Genomic DNA, 24,634 nt, shown 5'->3' on the forward strand with positions numbered 1-24,634 from the left:
GTATTCGAGATTGTAGATGAACTCATCCTGGCGTCTGGCATTATTACTGTTACTGTGTTTTGCATGGCCTTGCGCCGCTCAAACCACGGTGCAGCTAATCAATACCCAGGATACCTTACGAGTTACCAGTAACTTTAAAGTGTTACACGAGAACGGTGCGCCGCTGGACATCAGTCAAATTATTGAGCTAAAAGACAAATTTGAATGGCCGGTAGGCAATAATCAAAACTTTGGCTTTACCCGCCAGGGATTGTGGTTTCATTTGCACTTGAGTAATGTGACTAAGGTCAATAAGTGGGTCGTAGACATCGCTTATGCACAAAATGATCGGGTTGATTTTTATCTGGTCAGGAAAGATCAGGTCGTCGAGCAAATTGAACAGGGCAAACTGGCCTATCAACATCAATATCGTCTGCCAACAATGGAACTGGATTTGCCCGACGCCAGCCCGGTAGATTTGTTTATTCGAGTTCAGTCAGATAGCGTCAGCCGTATTGTTCCTATCGATATTCAGACCAAAGCACATCACACCAAAATGATCATGCTTGACTCCCTGTTATGGGGACTATTTTACGGCGCATTGTTGATATTGGTGATCTATAACCTGGTGATGTATGTGGAACGTAAGGAAATCTCGTCACTGGCCTATGTGGTGTATATTCTGTCGGTGATGCTGTGGCAATTTGTCTGGGGCGGGCACATCCAGATGGTGTTTTCCGGTTCCCTGACGCGCTGGCTTAACCTGCATACCGATTTGATCTTTATGGTGGTAGGGCTTAGCGCGGCAGCCTTTACCTTGACCTTTCTGAATGCCAAATATACCGCGCCACGCAGTTACCGTATTATCTGTGTTGTGTGTATGGCGTTGGTATTACTCACTTTGCTATCACTGATTAATATTTTCGATCAGGCTACCCAGAATACTCTGGTTTATATCGTCAGTATTGTCGGCATTACCAGCTATCTGATTGCCGGATTTGAGAGTTATGCCTTTCCCTATTTGCCAGCCCGTTACTTTATTTTTGCCTGGAGTATTCTGCTAACTTGCGCGCTAGTGGGCATTCTAGGTTTATTGGGAATTTTGCCATCCAATGAGGTAACGTCCTATTGTTTTCAGGCAGGAGTATGTTGTGAAGCCGTGTTGTTTTCTATGGCGATAATGGAAAAAAGCCGTTGTGAAATGGAAAACGAAATTGCTACTTATACCCGGGAAATGCGCCAGAACCTGGAACTCATCGAGGAAAAAAATGCCCATTTGGACATCGCCCGTAAAGATGCCATTCGTGCCAGTCAGGTCAAATCGCAGTTTCTGGCCAACATGAGTCATGAAATTCGTACTCCGCTGAATGCCATACTCGGCTTTAGCAAAGAATTACAATCTTCGGTATCGGATTCTGATCGAAAAGAACACGCCCGTATCGTCAATACTGCCGCAACAAATTTATTGGGGATCATTAACGACGTACTGGATTTCTCAAAAATAGAAGCGGGTAAATTGCAGGTTAACAATGAACCTTTTTCACCAGAACAGTTACTGGATGAACTAATTGGCCTGATGGCCAAAACGGCACAAGATAAGCATCTGGAGTTTATTTTTGAGAGTGAGGCATTGCCGAATAAACTTATCGGCGATGCGTCGCGTATTCGACAGGTGTTGACCAATTTACTTGGCAACGCAATCAAGTTTACCCCTCAGGGGCACGTCAAACTCAAGGTTTGTGGTCGTCAGGAAGGCAATTTTATGTGGTTGACCTTCAGTGTGGAAGATACCGGAATAGGAATTAGCACCAACCAGCAAAAAGTGCTGTTTAAAGCATTCAGTCAGGTCGACGATGCGCTAAACCGTGAATTCCAGGGGACTGGTTTGGGTCTGGTGATTAGTCAGCAGCTGACGCAGCTGATGCATGGTCAAATTAAAGTTGAGAGCGAGATAAGTAAGGGAAGCTATTTTACCGCCACGATCCGTACTCAAATACTTAACGATCAGGGCCGTGTCGATGAACGTATCCAGTGGCGTAACAAGCGCATTATGCTGGTTGAACCTTATCTTCCCGCGCTGCACAGCCTAAACGCATTATTTGTGCAAATGGGTGCCATTATTGTTGAACCAACGGAACAAAACCCGGCAGACTTTTTATTTTGGGGTGTCGCTGCGGTGCCTGATGAACAACAAATTGAACAGGCCAGAGCGGTTAATGCAGTGACTAAAATACTGTTGCATCCCAGTGGCATCAAACCGATGCAGCACGCACATTTTAACGCCGTGTTTAACCATTATCTGGAAAAGCCGTTATCGGTTTCCAAACTGGACAAGTTGTTTGAGGCCAAGCCGCTTAGCGACGGCAATCAGCTGGATTATCTGCTTAATCATTTACCTGAAATCAAACTGTTGGCGGTGGATGATATGGAGTTTAATCTGAGACTACTATCTACCTGGCTAAAACCTTCGCCCGTGCAGGTTTCCACCAGTCTTAGCGGACAGGATGCTGTCAGTCGCTGTGAAAAAGAATCATACGATCTGATTTTAATGGACTTACAAATGCCCAATATGGACGGTTTGCAGGCATCGCGCCTGATTCGGCAAACTGAACTGAACCGTGGGACGCCGATTATTGCCGTGACAGCGCATGTGTTTAAAGAAGAGCAGGAGAGGTTGCTATCTTCAGGCATGGACGACTATCTACCTAAACCTGTTGGTTTGGATACTTTGGTGGATGTGATTCAGCGTTGGTGCCAGGTGCCGGATCAACCTGTAGTGCAATCGGTTGACTGGCAACTGGCGTTGCAGCAAAGTCATTCCAATCAGCAACTCGCTACCCAGATGCTGCAAGATTTTCTACAACAATTACCGGAATTGCAGCAGCAAATTAATCAACCCGCCGAGCAGCAGGATTATCTGGCTTTCCAGCAGGCCGTGCATAAATTACATGGCCTGTGCTGCTACACTGGTGTGCCAAAATTACAGGCTTTATGCATGGAAATTGAAGTGGCGCTAAAAGAGAATAATCATTCGTTGGCGTTAGCACGCCTCGCTGATTTTAATCAGGAATGTGATGTCGTGCTGCATAAAGGACAACAGTTAATCGACTGATATCTCGAGTTCTTTGGCGGATATACATTGGCGTAGCAGCGTTACGATCTCCTCGACTGGACGATCCAGTTCATTGGCCTCAATATATAAATCGTAACCCAAATCAACTCTGAGTCTTTGCATCCGGCGCGCAAACATGGCTTGTATGCCTGTTAAATTGACCCCTTCTTCGGTGGTAAATGTATCTTTTTCAAGCAGATTTTCGGCATAACACTGTCCTGATGAACAGTTTTCATTATCTCCAAACAACAATAAATGGCGCTGTTGCAACAATAAGTTACTGGCTAGTCGCAGAGAAATACTGGATAGCAGTGATTGTTGGCGTTTTAGTTTGATGGCCAGGAAATTTAAAGGTTGCTGGCTAAGTCCGTCGTGCTTGCGGGGTTGATCAACCCGCTGGATGTCCTGCCAGTTAAGGGTCCATTGTCCGTATTTATGTTGATACTGCAAAAAGTCGCGATGCAGGATCAAACTGTACTGGGGTTGGCTGATTTTACTCCAGGCTAAAAACAGCCCGACTATTCCTGCTGCCACAACAAAATAGCCTGGCAGTGCCAGATCCTTTCCCAGCCAGCTTATCCACACCCAGCCAGCCAATAGCAGAATGATGGAAATAACCAATGTGGTCAGGCTGTTGCGTTTAGCCTGGGACCGAATGCAAATGCTGTTTTGGTCTTGAGTAAGGTTTAGGCTCATCCCGTTACCACCAGAACAAGGCCAGAAAAATGTACATCACAATACCCCATAAAATGGCAACCCGAATTTGCAGACAACGCCGACAGTCGGTTTTCCACCATCGGTAATACCATCGTGTGATTAAATTATCAGTCATAGCAAGTCTGCTTCGCTTTCTTATGTTACATTTCGGTTAAAATATAATATGCACCAACGCATCATATAGAGAATATTAATGAGCGAACAAATACAACAACATTATCAGCAAATTATCAGCCTGTTGGGGGAAGATATCAATCGCGAGGGACTAGCAGATACTCCCAAACGGGCGGCTAAAGCCATGCAGTTTCTGACCTGCGGTTATCAGCAAAGTTTAACTGAAATCGTCAACGGCGCCGTATTTGAGTCAGATACAGACGAAATGGTCATTATCCGTGATATCGAACTCTATTCGTTGTGTGAGCACCATGTCTTACCTTTTATTGGTCAATGCCATATTGCCTATATTCCTAATGGCAAAGTGTTGGGATTATCCAAGTTTGCCCGCATCGTGGATATGTATGCCAGGCGGATGCAAATTCAGGAAAACCTGACCAAACAAGTGGCTGATGCGGTGCTTGAAGTGACTAATGCCAAAGGCGTGGGGGTCATTATGGAAGCCAAGCATATGTGCATGATGATGCGCGGTGTACAGAAACAGAATTCGTCGATGGTTACCTCGGTGATGTTGGGTGCCATGCGCAAATCTCAGGCCAGCAGGGAAGAGTTTTTGCGTTTGATTGGTAAATAATATCGCTGCGGGCGGCGAGTTTCGAGCGACGAGCTAAAAGACAAAAGCATATTGACCACAGGGACACAGAATCCACAGCGCAAAACAACGCAGGGATGACGATGGAAGGTCGCGTAGCGATGCCAGAACGCAGTAAATATCTGGCAGAGCCGCGATTTAAATCCAACACAGCCAGTTAAATAAACAATAGTACCGTTCGTTCTGAGCGCGAAGAATGAGCAGTCGAAGTATGAATACATTATTTTCATCCTTCGATTATTCGTATTTTATGCCGGTCTGAGCTGAGCTAATGGTTCAGGACTGACGGTGAGCTTGGTTTTAAGCTCGTGGCTCGAAGCTCGATACTCGACGCTTTTTCTCTGTGATGAAAATTCAAATGTCTTAACTAACCCCAACTCGGGATAAGAAATGTCGTTTATATTTACAAACGATAAATAATTCAGATAGTTATATTATTCACTCAACCATTGCTGAATAAATAGTTTACTCAATGACGACATTTTTGTGCCTGGCAAGGCGGGGTTTCGTACGTCATAGCTGGCTATGACTAGAAAGCCCAACGCTGCTAGGTGCAAAAAGAGCGTTATTGAGAGGCGTGGCTTATCCCGAGCTGGGGTTAACTATTTATTTAACCGCTCTATCGCTTGTTCAAGATAATGACGTGGGCAACCGAAGTTAAAGCGGACAAACTGCTTGTCACCAAAATCGACTCCGGGTGACGGGCCGACACCTTTGGCTTCACACCAGCGTTGCGGGCTTTCTACCCCCAGACCACTGCCATCAACCCAGGCTAAAAACGTTGCTTGGGGAGTATTCATGCGTAAACCGTCAATCTGGTTAATTTGCGTGACTAAATAGTCCCGATTTGAACGTAAGTAGGCTAATTGGGCCTGATGCCAGTCATCACACAGGGTAAAGGCCGCTTCTGTGGCTGCCAGTCCCATAATGTTTACCCAGGGCACTATGCCGCGTGCCGCCTGATTAAACTTTAGCCGTAATTTAGGATCGGGAATAATGGCAAATGAGGTCCCCAACCCGGCCACATTAAAGGTTTTGCTGGCCGCCATCAGTGTGACAGATTGGTGTTTGAGCGCTTCTATTTTACTGGCCGGAATATGTTTGGCTTGCTCGTCCAGGATCAGGTCACAATGAATTTCATCACTGCATAACAGTACGTTGTGACGCGTACAGATATCTGCGATTTTGTCCAGTTCAACGGCGTTTAAAACACTACCGACCGGATTCATCGGATTACAAATAATCAACAGTTTGCAGGCAGGATCGGCAGCTTGCTGCTCCAGTTGTTGCAGATCCATCATCCAGCGTCCCTGATCTTCCACCGTCGGGATTTCTACCTTTTGCATATCATTGATGCCGGGGGCAGCCAATAGCGGCGGATAATTAGGGGTTTGCACCATGACTTTGTCACCTGGCTGGCAATACGCCTTAATCACAGTGTTAAACGCAGGCACCACGCCGGGTGTCCAGACCAGCCACTCGGGTTCAATCTGCCAGTCATATTGGCGCGTCAGCCAGTTAATTACCGCCTGATTTGCCGAGGCATGATGGGCAGGCAAGGTATAACCTAAAATGCCATGCTCTACGCGCTGTTGCAGTGCGTCCAGTATCGGCTGGGCACACTTAAATTCGGTATCGGCGATCCAAAGAGGCAATATGTCCTTACCTTTATATTTTTCCCATTTGTAGGCAAAGGTGCCCTGACGGTCTGGTACCTGATCAAATAGCATGCATGGTCCTTAGCTGTAATCATTTAAATAAGAGGGTAAATTAACAAAAAGCGGTTTGAATCGACAAGATTAATCCGTTACCTGATATAGCAAAACAAAAAGGCGCTAAATGCGCCTTTTCTGTCAGCAGGAAAATGGCCTAGATCGCGTAGGCCAGTACCATACTGATAATAATGCCAGAAATACCAAAGAAGCCGTATTCAACTTTTAGTTTAATACTCTCTTCAGCACTGACGGGCTGATTCATAAAGCTCATGATCAAGCTAGTTAATCCCAAAACAAATGCGACCAACATCGCACCGAAAACAAAGGCTTCAGGCCACGTACTCATGTTCATACCTTCTTTCATAAATAACTTATCCCGCTATTATGCATCAAAAAACGCTTCAGGATTAGTCTGCTAGCGTAAAAAAGTAGTTAATTTATCAGATTTGGCGCGACGGAAAATAGACAGGCTTAGACGATCAGATGGCCCGATAGTAACTTACAGAAATGGTGAAAATCACAACTAAATCGTTTTTTTGACTAATTGAAACCTGTCCAGATAGATAAGTTGATGAGTAAATTGTAGGTAACAAATTGAAAAATATGACTTTTTCAAAACTGGACTAAGTATTGCAATAATCTGTTCATAACCAATTCAATACCGAAAAACACAAGGAACAATATTATGCGTACCGTTATTTTAGCCACCGCTTTACTTAGCAGCAGCGCTTTCGCTCACCAATGTGATGTGAATTTCGATGGCCAGGTTAAATTAGATAAAAACCAGTTGACTGTCGAACTAACCGATCACCGTAAGGTGACAATCAATGGCCAAAATGCCTGGATTGATGGCAAAGCGTTGTCGCTTAATTCCGATCAACAACAATTGATTCAACAATATCATAGTGGCATTACTACACTGGCACCGCAGGTAGCTGATATCGCACTCGAAGCGGTGTCCATGGCCGGTGATGGGGTGAGTCTGGCATTCTCCCGTTTACTCGGTGAAGATGACAAGCTGGTGCTGGATTTAACTGAAGAATTTAGTGAACTGCGCAAAGAGATGAAACTGCAATTTTATGCCGATGACGGCTCTATCCGTTTTGATTCCAGCAAATTCGATAATGGTGACTTTGGCGACGCGTTTGAACAACGTTTTGAAGACAAAATTGAATCACTGGTTGAACGCTCAATGGGCAGTTTGATGATTGCGGTAGGCAAGCAGATGCTGTTCAGTGGTGATGCAGATGGCTTCGAGAAAAAGATGGATGACTTTGGGGAAACCATTGAACATGAAATGGAATTTCGTGGTGAAAAGATTGAGCAAAAAGCTGACCAGATTTGCTACGCGTTGGTGGGTATTAACGATATCGAAACCAAGATCAGCGAAACCATTCCCGAGCTGGCACAACTGGATATGATCGATGTATCGGAATATCGCAGTCGTCACAGTATGTAAGTGGACTTAGTCCAGTAAAGAGTAAAAAGGTCGGAATCTATCCGACCTTTTTTTAAGGGTTTATCCGGCCAAATTAGCCAATTAAGCTGGCACCAAAATATTTGAGCGCTACAGTATTGATAAAGACTAAAAACAGAATGACCGGAATAAAGGTACCCACCGAGAAGTTAACATATTTCTCGAACAGGCTACCTTTATAATCAGGATCGCCGCTTTCCAGTTCTTCGTTAAAGTTGTGGCGTTTCCAGCGGTAGATAACAAACAGACAAATCAACAAACCATTGAACGGTAAAATGGTGTCGTAGAACACATCGACGATAATGTCGAATACCGATTTAGTCGCCCCCGCGTAGCTGGTAAACGAGGTTGTCCAGTCGAACATACCGAATGAGGTGGCGGCTACTATTGCGCATCCGCCCATCAACACACCCAGCACCCCCAGCGACTTTTTGCGGCTCAAACCGGTTTCGCTCATCAATGCTGCGTTAGGTACCTCAATAATTGACACCAATGAAGTAATAGCGGCAAAAAAGACTAGCAGGAAAAATACCGCCGCGACCAGGCTAGCACCGGTATAACCAATAGTGGTTTGCAGCGCCAGAAATATCTTGGGTAAAAAAGTGAAGATCATGCCGATAGACGAATCGCTTAAATCAGCTGTGTTGGTATTGGGATTAAATGAAAATACCGCGGGCAACACCATTAAACCGGCAATAAAAGCCACCGCGGTATCGGTTAATGCCACCAGTTTGGCCGAACCGGGAACCGGGTTTTCGCGGCCCAGATAGGAGCCGTAAGTGATCATGATCCCCATCCCCAGAGAAAGAGAAAAGAATGCCTGGGATAACGCGGCACTGACTACCGAAGCGTTGATTTTGCTAAAGTCCGGGATTAGATAATACTCCACTCCGGCAAAGGCGTTATCCAGCGTCAGCACAAAAATGACCAGCGCAATCAGCATAAAAAATAATGCGGGCATCAACACTTTGGCGGCTTTTTCAATGCCTTGTTTGACCCCGCCTTGCAGGATCAGGAACACGATAGCGGCCACAATTGCCATATAGATAAAAATATCGGTGTCGTTAATAAAGGCACCAAAAGACGCCGGATCGGCTAGCACATCTAAATTGCCGCCAATAATGCTAAACAGATAGCCGATGATCCAGACGGTGATAACGGTATAAAACACACCGATCATAAAGGGGGTCAGGATCGACAACCAACCGGCAATCATCCAGTGCGTTTCACCGGGAGCGATGGTTTTGTAGGTACCAAGGGGATCTTTACGGCTGCGGCGTCCAGAGGCCATTTCAGCCAACATCACAGGTAAACAGACCAGCACGACAAAAAGCGCATAAATTAGTAAAAAGGCACCACCACCATTTTTGGTGGCTGCAACCGGAAAACCCACCATATTACCAATACCGACTGCCGAACCGGCAGCAGCAAGAATAAAGCCTAAGCGAGAGCCAAACTGTTCGCGGGGAGCACTCATAACAACTTCCTTTATTATTGCAGTCAATCAGAATGTGACTGCTTATTATTGGGTAGAGCCGGATGTTAACAGGCCAATAACAAAATGTCCTTATCGTTGTGTTGATTGCCGCTTTTTCCGGGTTGTAACTGACGTTTTACATCAGAATATGGTCTTGACTGTCCTGCATACTTGAATCCGGTTAGATTCGGACTTATGTAAGACAGTCTGAATGATAAATAAACCCATGAGGATTTAATGAGTATTCAACAAGCCACCCTGGCTGGAGGGTGTTTCTGGTGTATCGAGTCAGCTTTTAACAGTGTTGAGGGAGTTGAGTCTGCGTTTTCCGGTTATGCTGGAGGGCATGTTGATAACCCGACTTACCAACAGGTATGTAGTGGCGATACCGGCCATGCCGAGGTGGTCAGAATCAACTTCGATACCGAGACAATCAGTTATCGGGATATTCTGGAGATCTTCTTTGCCTTACACAATCCTACCCAGTTAAACCGTCAAGGTAACGATGTGGGCAGTCAGTACCGTAGTGCGATTTTTTATCATAATGACGTGCAAAAGCAGCAAGCAGAGGAAATACTGGCTGAAATCAGTGAGCAACAAATCTGGCCTGAGCCAGTGGTGACTGAAGTAGTAGCAATTAACAATTACAGTCAGGCTGAAGATTATCATCAGGACTATTTCAGCAATAACCCGCAAAACCATTACTGCAATATGGTGGTGGCACCTAAACTGGCCAAGTTCAAACAGAAATTTGCCAGTAAATTAAAATCCTGACAAACGCCGGCATATCAAAGGCAACTTATTTTAGGTTGCCTGGATTAAATCTGATTCTGTGAAATTAGATTTAGCTCTCTGATTTTATTCAATTAGTTCTTAACCGCGAATGTTGCTAAATCTTCAATATTAGCGATAACCACATAGACATTAATAAAACCCGCCTGTTAGTAACAAAATAATCACTAGTTTGAAGCTTGATTCCTGATTATTTTTCAAAAATTTATTGCATCTTCAAATTTACTACTACACTGATATTTCACGTTTTTAATATTCAAATGATGATTAAAACGGTGTCTGACGGATTAAATCTCAGTAAACAAGGAGTTCTCGCAGGTAACACTTCTGCGACCAAGCACAGAATTTATGCAACTATCTCAATTGAAACCTATTTCCCCTGAATATAAATGGCCAGCTGTATCTATTCTTATCGTGATAGGTATTGTGCTCGTTTATTTTGATTTGGGTTATCTGGCTGTCGTTATTGTGGCTTTGGGTATCTCAATGGTGACCGTTTTTCTATCCGAACAAGAAGTCGAACTGGTTGAGAAAGAAGCCCCTTCGACTAATAAAGAGCATGTTCTGGCGTTGGCTAACGCTGTCGGTCCTTCCTTGCGCGAATCCGAGATGAATCTCGCTGATATATTATCCACCCAGAATGATGCGATTGACACCTTGAGTCGTTCTTTTAGCAATTTGCAAAGCCTGGTTTTGGCCCAGAACGAACATATTGAACATTTGATTAAAGAAGATGAGAGCGGCGGGCAAATGCACAGCGAAAAAATGCGCGAATTTGCAGTTGAGACTGAAAAAACGCTTGATCGTTTTATTCAAACGACAGTCGATATGTCAGCTTCGTCAATGGGGCTGCTGGATAAGGTTAATGCTATTTCAGATACGATGCCCAAAATAATTAAGGCACTAAATGATATTGATGGCATTGCCTCTCAAACAAATTTGCTGGCGTTAAATGCAGCGATAGAAGCCGCTCGGGCCGGAGAGGCCGGTAGAGGTTTTGCTGTGGTTGCTGACGAAGTCAGGGCATTGTCAAATCGTTCCTCGGAGTTTAGCGATTCGATAAAAATGCAGATCACCCAAATCGGTACGCAAATAAACCAACTGACAGAGCATGTTGGTGAGGTTGCTTCTCAAGATGTGACCTACATCATCAAATCCAAACAGGGAATACAACAAGCGCTGCACAGTATTATCGAGAAATCAGAAGCAGACACCAAAGTCACCAGGGAGCTGGATGAGGTAGCCAAACAACTGGAACTGGCCATTAACAATTCAATCCGCGGATTACAGTTTGGCGATATTAACGGCCAAAACCTGACATTTACCCTGACTACGCTGACGTTTATCAGGCAGCATCTGGAAGATCTACATCATATTGATCTCGACGACTTAGTCCACCAGCTTGAAGAGCATCTGGGCAAAATAACCGAAAAGAGGACTCAACAACATAATCCGGTTTCTTCTTCGTCAATGAGTGCTGGCGAAGTGGAATTGTTTTAGCCAAATAAGCTAGGGAGATAGATACATGTCTGAAGCAAGAATTGCATTACCGGAAAAGTTCGATTTTGGCTATAGCAAAGAGTTTACCAAGCAATACAAAGACTTATTACAACAGTCTGTGTCGCACATTGTACTGGATTTTAGTTTGGTCAGTTATCTCGACAGTTCAGCGCTTGGGATGATGGTGTTGCTGCACAAGCAGGCTAAGGAAAATAACATCAAGACTTCGATTAAAGGAGCTAAAGGCACCGCAGAAGATATATTGAGAATGGCCAATTTTCAGAAAATGTTTGAATTCTGTTGAGCTGGAATTCGCCATGCCTATCAGTGAAATTTTACATTTAAACCTGCTTGTTGTGGATGATGACAAGTTGTTTGCTGACATGATATGCGGCTTTCTTGCTGAAAAAGCGATGCTGGTGTCCGCTGCCTATTCGCTGGAAAAAGCAAAACAACATTTGATTTCCCAACAAGTTGATTTTGTCTTGCTTGATATCCTGCTCGGTGAAGAATCAGGAATTGAACTTCTGGATTATATGGCAGAAGTTCAAATAAATTTGCCAGTAATAATGATTACGGCGAAAGACGATCAAAATACGATGCAGCAATGTTTCCGCAAGGGTGCGAATGATTATCTGATAAAACCGTTAAATCTGGATCTGATGTGGTTGAAAATCAAGCGGGTATATAACAGCCAGATTCTTCAGGAACAGGTTGTAACGCAGTCAGAGGAACTCAAAAAGTTGATAGATGTGAAAGAAGCTGAAGAAGAATTAGCTCGTCATGTTTATGAATATTTATCAGGTAATGCTTCCCGTTCTTGTCCAAAAATAACCTCTTTGATGCTGTCATCCAGTATGTTTAATGGTGACTTTTTAATTTCAGATGAATCACCAACAGGTAATGTGTATGTTCTGTTACTCGATGCGACAGGACATGGGCTGGCCGCAGCAATCAGCGTATTGCCGTTAGTTTCGGTTTTTCCGGCGATGGTGGCAAAGGGACTGGACTTGCCCCTTATTGCCTACGAACTGAACCGAAAAATAAGCCAAAGTATTCCCGACGACCGTTTTGTAGCTTGTATTTTAATGTGTCTCGAACTCCATACCCGTTCGTTAAAAATATGGAATGGGGGGATGCCGGATATCTTGGTGCTCGACAAAAAAGGTCGGTTTAAGCAGCGTATTCCCTCATCCCATATGCCTTTGGGGATATTGGAATCACAACATTTTGAGGCAGATATCGACGTACTTAAAATCAGTGCGGATGCTTCGCATGTTGTTTTCTACAGTGACGGATTGATAGAACAGACATCACCTGAACAACAATATTTCGGTATGAACGGATTGTTGGAGGTGATCGAACAATGTACAGAACCTGCCCATCTGATCCCGTTTATTGAAACCAAGTTTAGCCAATTCAAGCAGCAGGAAGAGCAGCGGGATGATGTATCAATATGCCATATGAATCTGGATGCATTATTGGCAACTGCCAATGTCGATCAGGAGCAGCGCAGTAGCCAAAAGCACAAAAGTAGTGTCGGTTTTGAAATGATACTGGCTGGCAAACAATTGATTAGTGTCGAGCCTATGGCATTGCTTGATTCTTTGATGGAGCAAACGGATATGTCCATTGAGCTGCGTAAGCGCACCTACACTGTTTGCGCGGAACTGTTCAGCAATGCTTTGGATCACGGGATCCTTAAAGTCGATTCCAAACTCAAAACCGATGCTTCTGGCTTCATTGATTATATCAACCAGAGAGATATTGCTTGTCAGAACTTAACTGAATCCGATCAGATAAAAGTACAGTTCCGCTATGAGGAACATAGTCAGCAAGTATCGATAAGCGTAACCGATACGGGGCATGGTTATACACATCAACCGTCTTCTGAACAAGAATTGTCAGCATTGTCGGGACGAGGTCTGATTCTGATACAGACGCTATCTGAGCAGATCCAACGAAATTCGTCAGGAAATCAAACTTCAGTGGTAATTAAATGAGAGTGTTATGAATAAAAGTATTCTAATTGTTGATGATTCGCCGTCAATTCGGCAGATGGTAGAAGTGACGCTTAAATCCGCCAGCTATCAAGTCAATGCTGCGAAAGATGGTCAGGAGGCGTTGGAGTTATGTCAGAGCAAGAAATTTGACTTTGTGCTCACCGATCAAAATATGCCACGTATGGATGGTTTAACTCTGATTAAATCATTGCGTGCTCTATCTGCTTACAAAACAGTCCCTATAGTTATGCTCACCACCGAAACCAGTGACGCAATGAAAGCACAAGGACGTGCCTCAGGTGCAACCGGCTGGATGGTCAAACCTTTTGATCCGGCAAAGTTACTGGAAGTACTCAGTAAAGTGCTCGGTTAATACAAGGCCAGATTCTATGTCTATTGATATGGAACAGTTTCATAGTGTGTTCTTTGACGAAAGTCAGGAGCATCTTGATGATATGGAACAGCAACTAATGGAACTTGATTTAGCTAATCCGGATGCAGAGCAGCTAAACAGCATTTTCCGCGCCGCCCATTCTATCAAGGGAGGAAGCGGGATTTTCGGTTTTGATGCGCTGACCGGCCTTACACATATTATGGAAAATCTACTGGATAAAGCGCGTCAGGGAGGGACCAAACTAACCCTGTCTAGTGTCGATGTTTTGCTCGAAACTGTGGATCTGCTGAAAGTGACACTGGGTGCCTACCGCAATCAGGAACCGATAGATCAAAAATCAATAAATCATGGCATTGAAAAACTCGAGACGGTGCTGTCAGAAGAACAGAACAGCGCCACCCAAGCTGAAAGTGACGAAGATGGCTTTGGTTTTTTTGAGCCGCTCGAATCCACAGCAGACTTATCACAAACAGAGCAGCAAGATCAGGGATTCGGTTTCTTTGACCAGCCTGACGCGACAGAACAAGAAGATTTTGGCTTTTTTGAAGCAGTCCCTGTGAAACCGGGTAAAGATGAATTGGGATATGGCTTTTTTGTGAATCCATCTAGTGAAACAACCAAGTCTTCTGAAAATGAATCCAGCTCAAAAGATACCAAAGTAAAAACAGCTGAAAAAATCAACAAGCCGTCAACGGAATCTTCTTCTATCCGCGTGGATACTGGCAAAATTGATTCGTTGGTTAATCTGGTTGGTGAATTGGTGATAACCCAATCAATGTTGACCATGATCGGTTCGGAAGTTAGCGGCTCGATAGAAGAGAAGTTGCAAACAGCCTTGGCTGAACTGCAACGCAATACTCGGGAAATTCAGGAATCAGTCATGTCGATGCGAATGTTGCCTATGAGCGTGACATTTAATCGTTTTCCTCGAGTTGTCAGGGATTTATCTACCAAACTGGGTAAAAAGGTCGACCTTAAAATTGAAGGTGGCACGACGGAAATAGATAAAAGCATGATTGAGAAATTGGTCGATCCGCTAACCCATTTGGTGCGTAACAGTATTGATCATGGTGTGGAAAAAACCGAGCAGCGCGTTGCTGCCGGTAAATCGGAAACAGGAACCGTTATCCTTAGGGCAGAGCAAAAAGGTGGCAGTATTCAAATCAGTATCATTGATGATGGTGCGGGACTTGATCGTCAACGGATCTTGGCAAAAGCGGAAGAGAATGGTTTGTCATACGACCCGACGATGGCGGATGAAAAAGTCTGGAATCTTATTTTTGAAGCCGGTTTTTCTACTGCTGCTGAAGTTACAGATGTCTCGGGTCGTGGAGTGGGAATGGATGTTGTGCGTCGCAATATAGAAGCGATTGGCGGCAGAATTGAAATCGAGTCAACTGCAGGGCAGGGATCAGGTTTTTACATTCACTTGCCCCTTACTCTGGCTATTGTCGATGGTATGTGTGTGGCTGTCGGCGATCAGATTTTCGTTGTGCCGCTAGTCAACATTGTAGAGTCGATTCAACCTGACAAGGATCAGATCAAGTTAATTTCCAATCAAAAATTATTATGGATCAGGGAACAATACTGGCCACTGGTCCATTTGCACAAAGATATGCAAATAGAAGGTGCAATCGCCGAACCTGACAAAGCTATTGTTGTGTTGATTGAAAGCAGCAAAAAGCGTTTCGGACTTCTGGTGGATTCATTGGTCGGCCAGCAACAGGTCGTTATAAAGAGTCTCGAAAAACATTACAAACGTGTAGCGGGAGTGGCAGGCGCTACCATTATGGGTGACGGAGGCGTTGCAATGATTCTGGATGTTGAATCATTGGCGGCGTCAGCGACTAAGGGGTTGGAGGTTGAAACGTTATGACTACATCAAAGTCCAGTCAGGGAAATGAACTCGTTAGCAATGTTGATTCCCGCGAGTTTTTGAGTTTTGTATTGGGCGACGAACATTATGCGCTGGATATTATGTCAGTGAAGGAAATCCGCGGATATGAACCCGTCACAAAAATCGCCAATGCCCCGGCCTTTATTAAAGGTGTGATTAATTTACGCGGTGACATCGTGCCAATCGTCGATTTGCGTCTCAAGTTTGATGTTGGTGATGCCACCTATAACGAATTCACTATAGTGATCATGCTTAATGTGCTGGATCGAATTGTCGGTATTGTCGTCGATGGTGTATCTGACGTCATTAGACTCACAGATGACGAAATAAGGCCCCCGCCAGAATTCGGTGTGGCGTTTGACAGCCGGTACTTACTTGGCTTGGTACCGATAGAAGAACATATGGTTATTTTAGTCAATATAGAACGTCTGATAACAAGCGACGAGCTTGGCTTGCTGGACGCACAAATGACTTCTGCTCAGGAGTAATACAATGAAATTGCTAAACTGGATTAATAAACTGACATCTGGCACCGACGATTCACTGCAGAGCCGGCGCAATGCCCAGGCACTGGAAAGCAGCTCAACCTGTTTTATGATGGCAAATGCGGATCGTGAAATTATTTATGCGAACAAAGCCGTTCTTACCTTGTTAAAAGGTGTTGAAAATGAGATTCGGGCTGTATTACCACAATTTTCAGCGGATAACTTGATTGGTCAAAATATTGATATCTTTCATAAGAACCCGTCGCACCAAAGAAGCTTATTGGCTAATTTACGGGAAACGCATATTTCTTCCATAGCGGTTGGACCATTAAATTTCAAGTTGACCCTAACGCCTTTATTTGACCAGTCGGATAAAAATATCGGAACAGTCGTCGAGTGGCTTGATCAAACCGAATTGTTGGTTAAGGCCGGTATGCTCGACGCGTTAGACCGCTCACAAGCCGTTATTGAGTTTGGTCCGGACGGTGTGATTAAGCACGCAAACGCGAACTTCCTCAAAACAATGGGCTACAGCCTGGAAGAGATTAAAGGCAAGCATCATAGTATTTTCGTTGAGGAGGCATATAAGAATAGTCCTGAGTACCGTGAGTTCTGGTTGCAGTTAAATGAAGGAAAATTCACCTCAGATGAATTCAGGCGTTTCGGCAAGGGCGGTAAAGAAGTATGGTTACAAGCGTCTTATAACCCCATTCTAGACTCGTCCGGTAAGGTTACTCGTGTGGTGAAATACGCCACGGAAGTAACGGAGCAAAAACTTCAGGCCGCTGACTATGCGGGACAAATTGAATCTATCGGCAAATCACAGGCAGTAATTGAATTTGATATGGATGGCATCATCCAGACCGCAAATGATAATTTTCTCAACGCAATGGGCTATACCCTGGCTGAAGTACAAGGCAAACATCATAGTATTTTTGTTGAGCCTGCCTATAAGAGCAGCCACGAATATCGCGAATTCTGGGCTCAGCTTAATGCCGGAATCTTCTCTTCTGATGAGTTCAAACGAATAGGTAAAGGAGGCAAGGAAGTTTGGATACAGGCTTCTTACAATCCGATTCTTGATATGAATGGTAAACCTTTCAAGGTGGTTAAATACGCTACTGACGTCACTGGCCGCAAACAAGCCATTATCGAGATAAAACGTATACTGTTGCATCTGTCCGAAGGCGATTTAACCAATAGTATTGAACAAGAATTTGAGGGTGAATTCAAAGAACTGGGTGAAGCCATTAATAGTTTTATCGAAGAACTGACCAGCACTATTTCACAAATTAATATGGCAGCAATCACAATTAACAGTGCGTCCAGCGAAATCGCTCAGGGTAATGCCGACTTGTCTAACCGCACTGAACAGCAAGCCTCGAGTCTGGAAGAAACAGCATCAAGCATGGAGCAACTGACTGGCACTGTGCGTCTTAATGCAGAAAATGCCAATCAGGCCAATGGCTTGGCATCCGAGGCTTCTGCGGTAGCAAATGAAGGAGGCAAACTGATTCAGCAAGTCGTGGATACGATGTCATCTATTAATGATTCATCACAAAAGATTTCCGATATTATCGGTGTGATTGACGGCATTGCATTTCAGACCAATATTTTAGCACTGAATGCGGCAGTGGAGGCGGCCAGAGCGGGTGAACAGGGGAGAGGATTTGCTGTGGTTGCTTCGGAAGTGCGCACATTAGCTCAACGTTCGGCCAATGCTGCCAAAGATATCAAGGAATTGATTTCCGATTCCGTATCAAAAATCGAGAACGGCAATCAGCTAGTTAATCAATCCGGCGACACTATGCAAAAGGTGGTTAATTCGATTAAGCGGGTTAATGACATCATGGCCGAAATTGCGGCAGCCTCTGCCGAGCAAGCCAGTGGTATCGATGAAATAGGTAAGGCGGTTACCCAAATGGATGAAGTAACCCAGCAAAACGCTGCTTTAGTGGAACAAGCCGCCGCAGCTGCAGAAAGTTTGCAATCACAAGCCGAGCAGCTGGCCAGCAGGGTGGCACTGTTTAAACTGGACATTAGCGATGATTATCATGACGAAATAGCACCACCCAGCAAACGCATTGGTCAATCACCCGTTAGCACAACAAAAAAGCCGGCCAAGACCTCAAATACCGCTAAGAAAAGAGTGAAGTCCGCGACGCCGGAAGATGACGAGTGGGAAAGCTTCTAAACGAGATATTTTATGGAGCAGCTAGCATCAGGCAAGGAGTTTCGGTTTAGCCAGCAGGATTTTAATAAAGTACGTAAAATTCTGTACGAAAAAGCGGGCATTCATTTGGCCGACAGTAAGGACTCGATGGTCTATAGTCGTTTGGCCAGACGATTGCGCGCGTTAAAAATTAACAGTTTTACTGACTACTTACTTTATCTGAAAAAAAACGATAGCGAAGAGCAGCTATTTATTAATTCATTGACCACGAACTTAACCTCATTTTTTCGTGAGCAACACCATTTCCCCATTTTGCAGCAATATTTGCATGCTCATCCGGGAAAGCTCCGCATCTGGTGTGCAGCCAGTAGCACAGGAGAAGAGCCTTACTCCATCGCCATGACAGTGGCCGATGCCTACAACAGTTTTAATACGCCGGTGGAAATAATCGCATCGGATATCGACAGTACCGTACTGCAGCAGGCAAGTGACGGTATATATAGTGTTAACGGCATCAAGGATTTAACCAATGATCAGCGCAAGACATTTTTTCACCGTGGCGTCGGGCGAAATGAAGGTAAAGTTAAAGTCGTGCCAGAACTGCGCAATATGGTTGTGTTCCAGCAAATTAATCTGACTCATAGACAATGGAACATTGACGCACCCGTGGACGTATTGTTTTGTCGCAATGTAATGATTTATTTTGATAAAAAAACTCAAATCGAGATTTTAACCAGGATGATTGATTTGATGCCAATAGATGGACTTTATGTGGCGGGGCATTCGGAAAATTTCAGCAATGCAGGACATTTGGTCAGCCCTTTGGGGAAGACAGTGTACAAACCGGTAAAGGCGAGACGTTAATGGATTCGGATTATGAAAGAGAGAACCGCAGCTTTTCTCCAAATCGCTATTATGACAGGCATTTTGAATGTGACGCGGTCAAAATATTGCCCGGCGAATATTATGCGACGACAGAAAATACGCTGATCGTTACCGTATTGGGTTCTTGTGTTTCGGTCTGTTTGCGTGATGCTCAACGCAAAATTGGCGGCATGAACCACTTTCTGTTGCCTAGTGACGAGAACGTGTCTATTTCTTCAGTTTCAGAATCTGCCCGTTATGGAGTGTTTGCGATGGAATTGCTGATAAACCAGATGCTTAAACTGGGCGCTGATAAACGACGTCTTGAAGCAAAAGTTTTTGGTGGCGGCAACGTGTTAAAAGGATTAACCATTAATAATGTAGGAGAACGCAACGCGGAGTTTGTGATGGACTACTTGAATGCGGAACATATACCGGTGCTGGCGAGCGACTTACTCGACAAATACCCCCGCAAAGTCTATTTCTTTCCGGATGATGGCAACGTTAAAGTCAGAAAAATTAAATCGTTGCATAACAGTACTATTATTGATCGTGAAAGTGAGTATCGAATGCGCATCCGCCAGGCAAACAAAGGTGGTGAGGTTGATTTATTTTAGTGGTTAATAGCTTATGCCAATAAAAGTTCTGGTCGTGGATGATTCGGCCCTGATTCGCAGTCTGTTGAGTGAAATTATCAATCAGGAAGATGACCTTGTCCTGATTGGAACCGCTCCCGATGCCTATGTTGCGAAAGATTTGGTTAACCGCTATTCACCCGATGTGATCACTTTGGATATTGAGATGCCCAAAGTCGATGGTTTGGTATTTCTCGAAAAACTCATGAAAGCACGGCCTACACCCGTTGTAATGATTTCTACGTTAACAGAGCAAGGCGCGGACGCTACGTTAAGGGCATTGGAATTAGGCGCGGTGGACTTTATTGCCAAACCTAAACTGGGTGTAGCGGAAGGGATTGAACAATATCGACAACTCATCGTGCAAAAAATCCGCACTGCCGCCAAAGCGAATGTTAAACGGATTAGACAGAGTACTCCCAGACTAGCAGCTTCGGTCAATCTTTCCGGCACTGAGAAAATCATTGCTGTAGGGGCGTCTACCGGTGGTACCGAGGCGATCAAGGAGTTTTTGATGGGCCTTCCGGCCAATAGTCCAGCAGTGGTGATTACCCAGCATATGCCTCCAGGTTTTACTACCAGCTACGCAAAACGTCTGGATGGCTTATGTCGTCTTAACGTTGTGGAAGCCAAGGGGGGCGAGCGGATCCTGCCGGGTAATGCCTATCTGGCGCCAGGAAATTTCCATTTAGAGATTGAAAAAAGCGGGGCAGATTATAAAACCCGATTATCAGCCGGAGAGTTAGTGAGTGGTCACAAGCCGTCGGTTGACGTCATGTTTAAGTCCTTAGTTGATTGTGCCGCCAAAAACACGATTGCGGTGATTATGACAGGGATGGGGAAAGACGGGGCTGAGGGAATGTTATTGTTACATCAACAGGGAGCCGTTACTTTTGCCCAGGATGAAGAGAGTTGTGTGGTTTTTGGTATGCCAAAAGAAGCGATAAAACTGGGAGGCGTTGATATTGTTTTATCGCTGGAAAAGCTTTCTGGGGCTGTGATTGAGTGTTTGGAAGCTCATTACGTCAGTAGTCGGCTTTAAGTCGCGTTTTTAGCGTTATTGCCAACTCACTTTCGATGGCAACGGTTGTGAATAAAGTGACTCGAAACGTTTTTCAATATTCTGTCGACGGATTTTTAACGTTGGAGTAATCATTTCATTCTCGACCGTCCAGGCTTCTTGCAATATCCAGATCCCGTCCAGTTTTTCATGTTTTTCCAAAGTAGTATTGATCTTGTCAAGTAACTGGATTAACTCATTTTCTACTGATTGACGGGACTGGTTTTTACCAATATCGCTTAGCACCGCCAACACCACTGGTTGGCTCAAATTGATACCGACGACACATAGCTGATCAAACAGGACGGATTTGGCCAGCGCAGCTTCAATGGGGGCGGGAGCAACATATTTACCTTTGGCTGTTTTGAAAATATCTTTCAGACGACCAATAATATGGATGTAACCGTCCTCGTCTCGAACACCCTGATCACCGGTGCGAAAATACCCGTCGCGAGTAAAGGCCTCGGCGGTTAATGCCGGTTGTTTGTAATATTCGCGCATCAGGCAGTCACTTTTGACCTGGATCTCCTGATTGTCGCCAATGCGAATATCCATATTCAGTAGCGGACGACCAATGGAAGTGCGCTTGTCGCTGCGATAAGGCACCTGTGTGGTGCCAGCCGCATTGGTTTCGGACATGCCCCACCCTTGGCTAATATTAATCCCCAGCCTTTCATACCAGGCGAGTAAATCTGGTCCGATTGGGGCAGAACCCGAAGCACATAATTTGACTTGGGATAAGCCCAGACCTGAGATGACTTTTTTCTTGATCAGGCCACTTATCAGCGGAATTCGTAACAGAATATCCAGTTTCGCCTGCGATATTTTGCTAAGTATGCCTAACTGAAATTTTTGCCATAAACGCGGCACCGAAATAAAAATAGTGGGTGAACAATCGGTCAGGTTGTCGGCAAAACTCGCTAAAGACTCAACAAATGAAATTTGCTGCCGCGCATCGACAATTCCCACGTACAATGCCATACCTTGGCCGAGAACCCGCTCGGTAATATGGGCCAGCGGCAGGTACGACAAATAACGTTCACGATCAAATGTCACTACGTTCTGGATATCCATAATATAGTGATGACAGGCATTCATATAACTTTGATATTCCAGCACTACCCCTTTGGGTGTGCCGGTACTGCCCGATGTATAGATGATGGTCATTACATCGCCAGATGTCACAGTGGGAAACTCGGTTCTTACCAACGTATCGGCCAGTAGTTCGTGCCACTGCTTTTGACATGCAATGGTCGGATAGGGCATGGCGATAGTCATAATGTCGCTATTGAAAACCTCGTGATAGTGCTGACGATTATCCAGTTTGCCGACAAAGACTGCTTTGGCTTCACTGTGCTCCATCACATAGTCAATGGTGTCACGATCGGCTGAAGAAAATATTGGTACGCTAATACAACCAGCCAATCCTATTGCCCAGTCTGCAATCATCCACTCCATACAGTTTTTGGCAAAGATGGCGATTTTTTCACCTTGTACAAAGCCTAAATCGAGTAGCGCGCTAGCCATGAGGCGAGTTTGTTCGGCGACACTGGCATAGCTATGTTCTTGCCATTTTCCATCCACGGGTTGGCGAAAAAATATTTCGTCGGGTGTTTGTCCTGCAAGGTGAAAAAGCTGGGCGGCAGGCACCTTTAATTTAGTCATAGGCTCACTCTCGGGGTAGAAAGGCATTACCGCTCATTTAGACATTTAAACCTATAGTTGGCAAGTATTTAGCCTTTATCCTGATCTTTATCCACAACCTGAGTAATGACCTTTTCCACCAGTTTGACCCGCCCCTGCTTAACCAACGCATCTCGAAGAATATACTCGATTTGTGCATTGAGACTGCGCAAATCATCGTCTGCCCAGCGCTGCATGGCGGCCAATACATCGGCATTAATTCTTAGCGGGTAGGCTTTTTTAGGCAAAATATACTCTCATATTAGTTGGCGGGTCACTTAGCCCGTTTGAAAACGGCTTTAACTGTTTGGCTGACAAAACTGTTTAAATTGGCAAAATCACATTGCACCAGTTCCCAATTACTGCGGCCCATTTCATTTAGCAACAGTTCAAAGGGTTGCAGATCTACCTGGCTGCTAAAAAAATGCTTGGTGCGAGGTTTTATTTCAATCACTTTGTATTCCCATTGCATGGCATCCGGTTCCTTTATTGCTGACTTGATTGAACTGGCGGCAGCCTAATAAAGGCTGCCGGTATTAACGATAGGTTGGGTGGCTTTATCGCCGCAAAGTACCACCAGTAAATTGCTGATCATGGTGGCTTTACGCTCTTCATCCAGCTCAACCACATTTTTCTCCTGGAGTTTATCCAGTGCCATTTCTACCATGCCGACTGCGCCTTCTACTATTTTGGTACGTGCGGCGATAATGGCGGTTGCTTGCTGACGCTGCAGCATGGCATGAGCAATTTCCGGCGCATAAGCCAAATGGCTGATACGGGCTTCATGTACAGTGACACCGGCTTTACCCAGACGTTCCTGAATTTCATTTTTGAGTACATCAGAAATGGTTTGTGGATGGCTACGCAGAGAAATGCCGTCATCATCCTGCGGATCATAGGCATAGCTGCTGGCCATATTGCGTAGTGCTGATTCACTCTGGATGCTGACATAGCTCTCAAAGTCATCCACTTCAAACACCGCTTCGGCGGTATCGGTAACCGACCACACCACAATGGTGGCGATTTCAATCGGGTTACCCTGATTATCGTTGACCTTGATTTTACCGCTTTCAAAATTGCGAATGCGTAATGATACGGTGCGGCGGATAAACAGCGGGATTGTCCAGCGCAAACCATTACGTTTTTCGGTCCCCACGTAGCTGCCAAACAGGGTCATCACCTTGCCCTGATTAGGTTGCACCATAAAGAAACCAAACCAGCAGATAAATACCAGTGCCGACAAAATGGCCATTACAATCTGCAAGGTGCCGGTTAGTAAAAAGTAACCGAACAGGATTTGTAATGCCGGGAGCACTACAAAGAAAGCCAAATAACCGTTAAGTGAAAAGCCTTGTTTTTCGTTTACCATGATATATTTCCTTAAAGTGATATCATATTGATATCAAATTTAGATCTGATTTTTATACTTGTAAAGCATTAATTTCATCAGACAGCCAGATCATGGATTTTGAGACACCTGTTATTGGGTTAATTGAGGTTACGGCTGTAACACAAGCAAATTAATCCACAGTGCCATGGCGGCCAGAAATGCCCCCCAGAACATCAGCATGCGTTGCAGTATGTGGTTGTAGGTTAAATGAACAAAAGCATGCAGATAGCGGAAAGCGACAAATAGCCAGGCACAAATAATGCCTGACATACTGTCAATGCCCAGACTGACATGCAGGGTCGCCGCAACATAAAACAACAATGGAATTTCAAACATATTGTTAAAGCAGCGAGTGGTTTTAGTCACCATCTCAGGTACGCTTTGCCCTTGCATTAATTTATAATAGCGGGCCTTAACCTGGCCGCTTTTGACACTGGCGAAACGGGTTTTGACGGCCAGGCAGCCAACAATAAAGGTCAGCAATACCATTGCGGCCATGGGGTAAATCATCGGTT

At 44.7% G+C, this 24,634-nt stretch carries 24 protein-coding genes; 14 read left to right on the top strand and 10 right to left on the bottom strand.

Features of this window, described 5'->3' with window-relative positions:
• Positions 1–16 precede the first annotated feature (16 nt).
• The gene (locus V1467_RS03025; RefSeq protein ID WP_416307326.1) at positions 17–3,091 is read left to right on the top strand and encodes a 7TM diverse intracellular signaling domain-containing protein; all 3,075 of its coding nucleotides are present in this window, start codon (positions 17–19) and stop codon (positions 3,089–3,091) included.
• On the opposite strand, the gene V1467_RS03030 is transcribed toward V1467_RS03025, so the two are convergent.
• Positions 3,080–3,787, bottom strand: coding sequence for a DUF2982 domain-containing protein (locus tag V1467_RS03030; RefSeq protein WP_416307327.1), 708 nt, complete (start codon positions 3,785–3,787; stop codon positions 3,080–3,082). The genes V1467_RS03025 and V1467_RS03030 overlap by 12 nt on opposite strands.
• A gap of 4 nt (positions 3,788–3,791) precedes the next feature.
• Positions 3,792–3,923 carry a hypothetical protein gene (locus V1467_RS03035; protein WP_416307328.1) on the bottom strand — a complete coding sequence of 44 codons (132 nt, stop codon included), beginning with the start codon at positions 3,921–3,923 and terminating at the stop codon, positions 3,792–3,794.
• Between the two features lie 78 nt (positions 3,924–4,001).
• Here V1467_RS03035 and folE point away from each other — a divergent pair, with 78 nt between their 5' ends.
• Positions 4,002–4,556 carry a GTP cyclohydrolase I FolE gene (gene folE, locus V1467_RS03040; RefSeq protein WP_416307329.1) on the top strand — a complete coding sequence of 185 codons (555 nt, stop codon included), beginning with the start codon at positions 4,002–4,004 and terminating at the stop codon, positions 4,554–4,556.
• Between the two features lie 620 nt (positions 4,557–5,176).
• Here the strand turns inward: folE and V1467_RS03045 are convergent.
• Both V1467_RS03045 and V1467_RS03050 read right to left on the bottom strand, forming a co-directional pair.
• Positions 5,177–6,304: a MalY/PatB family protein gene (locus V1467_RS03045; protein WP_416307330.1), complete on the bottom strand. Its 1,128-nt coding sequence runs from the start codon at positions 6,302–6,304 to the stop codon at positions 5,177–5,179.
• Positions 6,305–6,443: 139 nt separating this feature from the next.
• Positions 6,444–6,635: a hypothetical protein gene (locus V1467_RS03050; RefSeq protein WP_416307331.1), complete on the bottom strand. Its 192-nt coding sequence runs from the start codon at positions 6,633–6,635 to the stop codon at positions 6,444–6,446.
• Between the two features lie 339 nt (positions 6,636–6,974).
• On the opposite strand from V1467_RS03050, the gene V1467_RS03055 reads away from it, so the two are divergent.
• Complete coding sequence (locus tag V1467_RS03055; protein ID WP_416307332.1) at positions 6,975–7,748, top strand: DUF2884 family protein; 774 nt, start codon at positions 6,975–6,977, stop codon at positions 7,746–7,748.
• A gap of 73 nt (positions 7,749–7,821) precedes the next feature.
• Here V1467_RS03055 and V1467_RS03060 read toward each other — a convergent pair whose 3' ends face one another.
• Positions 7,822–9,243 (bottom strand): sodium-dependent transporter, encoded by a 1,422-nt coding sequence (locus tag V1467_RS03060; protein WP_416307333.1) that lies wholly within the window; start codon positions 9,241–9,243, stop codon positions 7,822–7,824.
• Positions 9,244–9,480: 237 nt separating this feature from the next.
• Between V1467_RS03060 and msrA the strand changes: the two genes are divergently transcribed.
• The 11 genes from msrA to V1467_RS03115 all read left to right on the top strand — a co-directional run bounded on the left by msrA (position 9,481) and on the right by V1467_RS03115 (position 21,028).
• Positions 9,481–10,017: a peptide-methionine (S)-S-oxide reductase MsrA gene (gene msrA, locus V1467_RS03065; protein ID WP_416307334.1), complete on the top strand. Its 537-nt coding sequence runs from the start codon at positions 9,481–9,483 to the stop codon at positions 10,015–10,017.
• Positions 10,018–10,383: 366 nt separating this feature from the next.
• A complete protein-coding gene (locus tag V1467_RS03070) occupies positions 10,384–11,535 on the top strand; it encodes a methyl-accepting chemotaxis protein (RefSeq protein ID WP_416307335.1) in 1,152 nt (383 codons plus the stop codon).
• Positions 11,536–11,560: 25 nt separating this feature from the next.
• Positions 11,561–11,839 (top strand): STAS domain-containing protein, encoded by a 279-nt coding sequence (locus tag V1467_RS03075; protein WP_416307336.1) that lies wholly within the window; start codon positions 11,561–11,563, stop codon positions 11,837–11,839.
• A gap of 13 nt (positions 11,840–11,852) precedes the next feature.
• Positions 11,853–13,538, top strand: a complete 1,686-nt coding sequence (locus V1467_RS03080; RefSeq protein WP_416307337.1) for a SpoIIE family protein phosphatase — start codon at positions 11,853–11,855, stop codon at positions 13,536–13,538.
• Positions 13,539–13,545: 7 nt separating this feature from the next.
• Entirely contained in the window at positions 13,546–13,911 is a 366-nt protein-coding gene (locus V1467_RS03085; protein WP_416307338.1) for a response regulator, read from the top strand.
• A gap of 16 nt (positions 13,912–13,927) precedes the next feature.
• Entirely contained in the window at positions 13,928–15,808 is a 1,881-nt protein-coding gene (locus tag V1467_RS03090; RefSeq protein WP_416307339.1) for a chemotaxis protein CheA, read from the top strand.
• Positions 15,805–16,317, top strand: coding sequence for a chemotaxis protein CheW (locus tag V1467_RS03095; RefSeq protein WP_416307340.1), 513 nt, complete (start codon positions 15,805–15,807; stop codon positions 16,315–16,317). Before V1467_RS03090 ends, V1467_RS03095 begins: the two co-directional genes overlap by 4 nt.
• Before the next feature lie 4 nt (positions 16,318–16,321).
• Complete coding sequence (locus V1467_RS03100) at positions 16,322–18,508, top strand: methyl-accepting chemotaxis protein (protein WP_416307341.1); 2,187 nt, start codon at positions 16,322–16,324, stop codon at positions 18,506–18,508.
• 12 nt (positions 18,509–18,520) lie between these two features.
• Positions 18,521–19,351, top strand: coding sequence for a CheR family methyltransferase (locus V1467_RS03105; RefSeq protein ID WP_416307342.1), 831 nt, complete (start codon positions 18,521–18,523; stop codon positions 19,349–19,351).
• Positions 19,351–19,968, top strand: a complete 618-nt coding sequence (gene cheD / locus V1467_RS03110) for a chemoreceptor glutamine deamidase CheD (RefSeq protein WP_416307343.1) — start codon at positions 19,351–19,353, stop codon at positions 19,966–19,968. The genes V1467_RS03105 and cheD overlap by 1 nt, the downstream gene beginning before the upstream one ends.
• Before the next feature lie 13 nt (positions 19,969–19,981).
• Positions 19,982–21,028: a protein-glutamate methylesterase/protein-glutamine glutaminase gene (locus V1467_RS03115; protein ID WP_416307344.1), complete on the top strand. Its 1,047-nt coding sequence runs from the start codon at positions 19,982–19,984 to the stop codon at positions 21,026–21,028.
• Positions 21,029–21,043: 15 nt separating this feature from the next.
• On the opposite strand, the gene V1467_RS03120 is transcribed toward V1467_RS03115, so the two are convergent.
• The 5 genes from V1467_RS03120 to V1467_RS03140 form a co-directional block, all read right to left on the bottom strand.
• Positions 21,044–22,711, bottom strand: coding sequence for an AMP-binding protein (locus tag V1467_RS03120; RefSeq protein WP_416307345.1), 1,668 nt, complete (start codon positions 22,709–22,711; stop codon positions 21,044–21,046).
• A 68-nt stretch (positions 22,712–22,779) separates the two neighbouring features.
• Positions 22,780–22,980 carry a hypothetical protein gene (locus V1467_RS03125; RefSeq protein WP_416308639.1) on the bottom strand — a complete coding sequence of 67 codons (201 nt, stop codon included), beginning with the start codon at positions 22,978–22,980 and terminating at the stop codon, positions 22,780–22,782.
• A gap of 23 nt (positions 22,981–23,003) precedes the next feature.
• Complete coding sequence (locus V1467_RS03130; protein WP_416307346.1) at positions 23,004–23,201, bottom strand: DUF4177 domain-containing protein; 198 nt, start codon at positions 23,199–23,201, stop codon at positions 23,004–23,006.
• 45 nt (positions 23,202–23,246) lie between these two features.
• The gene (locus V1467_RS03135; RefSeq protein WP_416307347.1) at positions 23,247–24,098 is read right to left on the bottom strand and encodes an SPFH domain-containing protein; all 852 of its coding nucleotides are present in this window, start codon (positions 24,096–24,098) and stop codon (positions 23,247–23,249) included.
• Between the two features lie 129 nt (positions 24,099–24,227).
• Positions 24,228–24,629 carry an MAPEG family protein gene (locus V1467_RS03140; protein ID WP_416307348.1) on the bottom strand — a complete coding sequence of 134 codons (402 nt, stop codon included), beginning with the start codon at positions 24,627–24,629 and terminating at the stop codon, positions 24,228–24,230.
• Positions 24,630–24,634 lie beyond the last annotated feature (5 nt).

Source organism: Neptunicella plasticusilytica, from assembly GCF_047922965.1.
GTDB classification, from domain to species: domain Bacteria; phylum Pseudomonadota; class Gammaproteobacteria; order Enterobacterales; family Alteromonadaceae; genus Neptunicella; species Neptunicella plasticusilytica.

Coding starts and splice junctions, on each gene's coding strand:
- V1467_RS03025 (WP_416307326.1), top strand. CDS start 17: ATGAACTCATCCTGGCGTCTGGCATTATTACTGTTACTGTGTTTTGCA.
- V1467_RS03030 (WP_416307327.1), bottom strand. CDS start 3,787: ATGAGCCTAAACCTTACTCAAGACCAAAACAGCATTTGCATTCGGTCC.
- V1467_RS03035 (WP_416307328.1), bottom strand. CDS start 3,923: ATGACTGATAATTTAATCACACGATGGTATTACCGATGGTGGAAAACC.
- folE (WP_416307329.1), top strand. CDS start 4,002: ATGAGCGAACAAATACAACAACATTATCAGCAAATTATCAGCCTGTTG.
- V1467_RS03045 (WP_416307330.1), bottom strand. CDS start 6,304: ATGCTATTTGATCAGGTACCAGACCGTCAGGGCACCTTTGCCTACAAA.
- V1467_RS03050 (WP_416307331.1), bottom strand. CDS start 6,635: ATGAGTACGTGGCCTGAAGCCTTTGTTTTCGGTGCGATGTTGGTCGCA.
- V1467_RS03055 (WP_416307332.1), top strand. CDS start 6,975: ATGCGTACCGTTATTTTAGCCACCGCTTTACTTAGCAGCAGCGCTTTC.
- V1467_RS03060 (WP_416307333.1), bottom strand. CDS start 9,243: ATGAGTGCTCCCCGCGAACAGTTTGGCTCTCGCTTAGGCTTTATTCTT.
- msrA (WP_416307334.1), top strand. CDS start 9,481: ATGAGTATTCAACAAGCCACCCTGGCTGGAGGGTGTTTCTGGTGTATC.
- V1467_RS03070 (WP_416307335.1), top strand. CDS start 10,384: ATGCAACTATCTCAATTGAAACCTATTTCCCCTGAATATAAATGGCCA.
- V1467_RS03075 (WP_416307336.1), top strand. CDS start 11,561: ATGTCTGAAGCAAGAATTGCATTACCGGAAAAGTTCGATTTTGGCTAT.
- V1467_RS03080 (WP_416307337.1), top strand. CDS start 11,853: ATGCCTATCAGTGAAATTTTACATTTAAACCTGCTTGTTGTGGATGAT.
- V1467_RS03085 (WP_416307338.1), top strand. CDS start 13,546: ATGAATAAAAGTATTCTAATTGTTGATGATTCGCCGTCAATTCGGCAG.
- V1467_RS03090 (WP_416307339.1), top strand. CDS start 13,928: ATGTCTATTGATATGGAACAGTTTCATAGTGTGTTCTTTGACGAAAGT.
- V1467_RS03095 (WP_416307340.1), top strand. CDS start 15,805: ATGACTACATCAAAGTCCAGTCAGGGAAATGAACTCGTTAGCAATGTT.
- V1467_RS03100 (WP_416307341.1), top strand. CDS start 16,322: ATGAAATTGCTAAACTGGATTAATAAACTGACATCTGGCACCGACGAT.
- V1467_RS03105 (WP_416307342.1), top strand. CDS start 18,521: ATGGAGCAGCTAGCATCAGGCAAGGAGTTTCGGTTTAGCCAGCAGGAT.
- cheD (WP_416307343.1), top strand. CDS start 19,351: ATGGATTCGGATTATGAAAGAGAGAACCGCAGCTTTTCTCCAAATCGC.
- V1467_RS03115 (WP_416307344.1), top strand. CDS start 19,982: ATGCCAATAAAAGTTCTGGTCGTGGATGATTCGGCCCTGATTCGCAGT.
- V1467_RS03120 (WP_416307345.1), bottom strand. CDS start 22,711: ATGACTAAATTAAAGGTGCCTGCCGCCCAGCTTTTTCACCTTGCAGGA.
- V1467_RS03130 (WP_416307346.1), bottom strand. CDS start 23,201: ATGCAATGGGAATACAAAGTGATTGAAATAAAACCTCGCACCAAGCAT.
- V1467_RS03135 (WP_416307347.1), bottom strand. CDS start 24,098: ATGGTAAACGAAAAACAAGGCTTTTCACTTAACGGTTATTTGGCTTTC.
- V1467_RS03140 (WP_416307348.1), bottom strand. CDS start 24,629: ATGATTTACCCCATGGCCGCAATGGTATTGCTGACCTTTATTGTTGGC.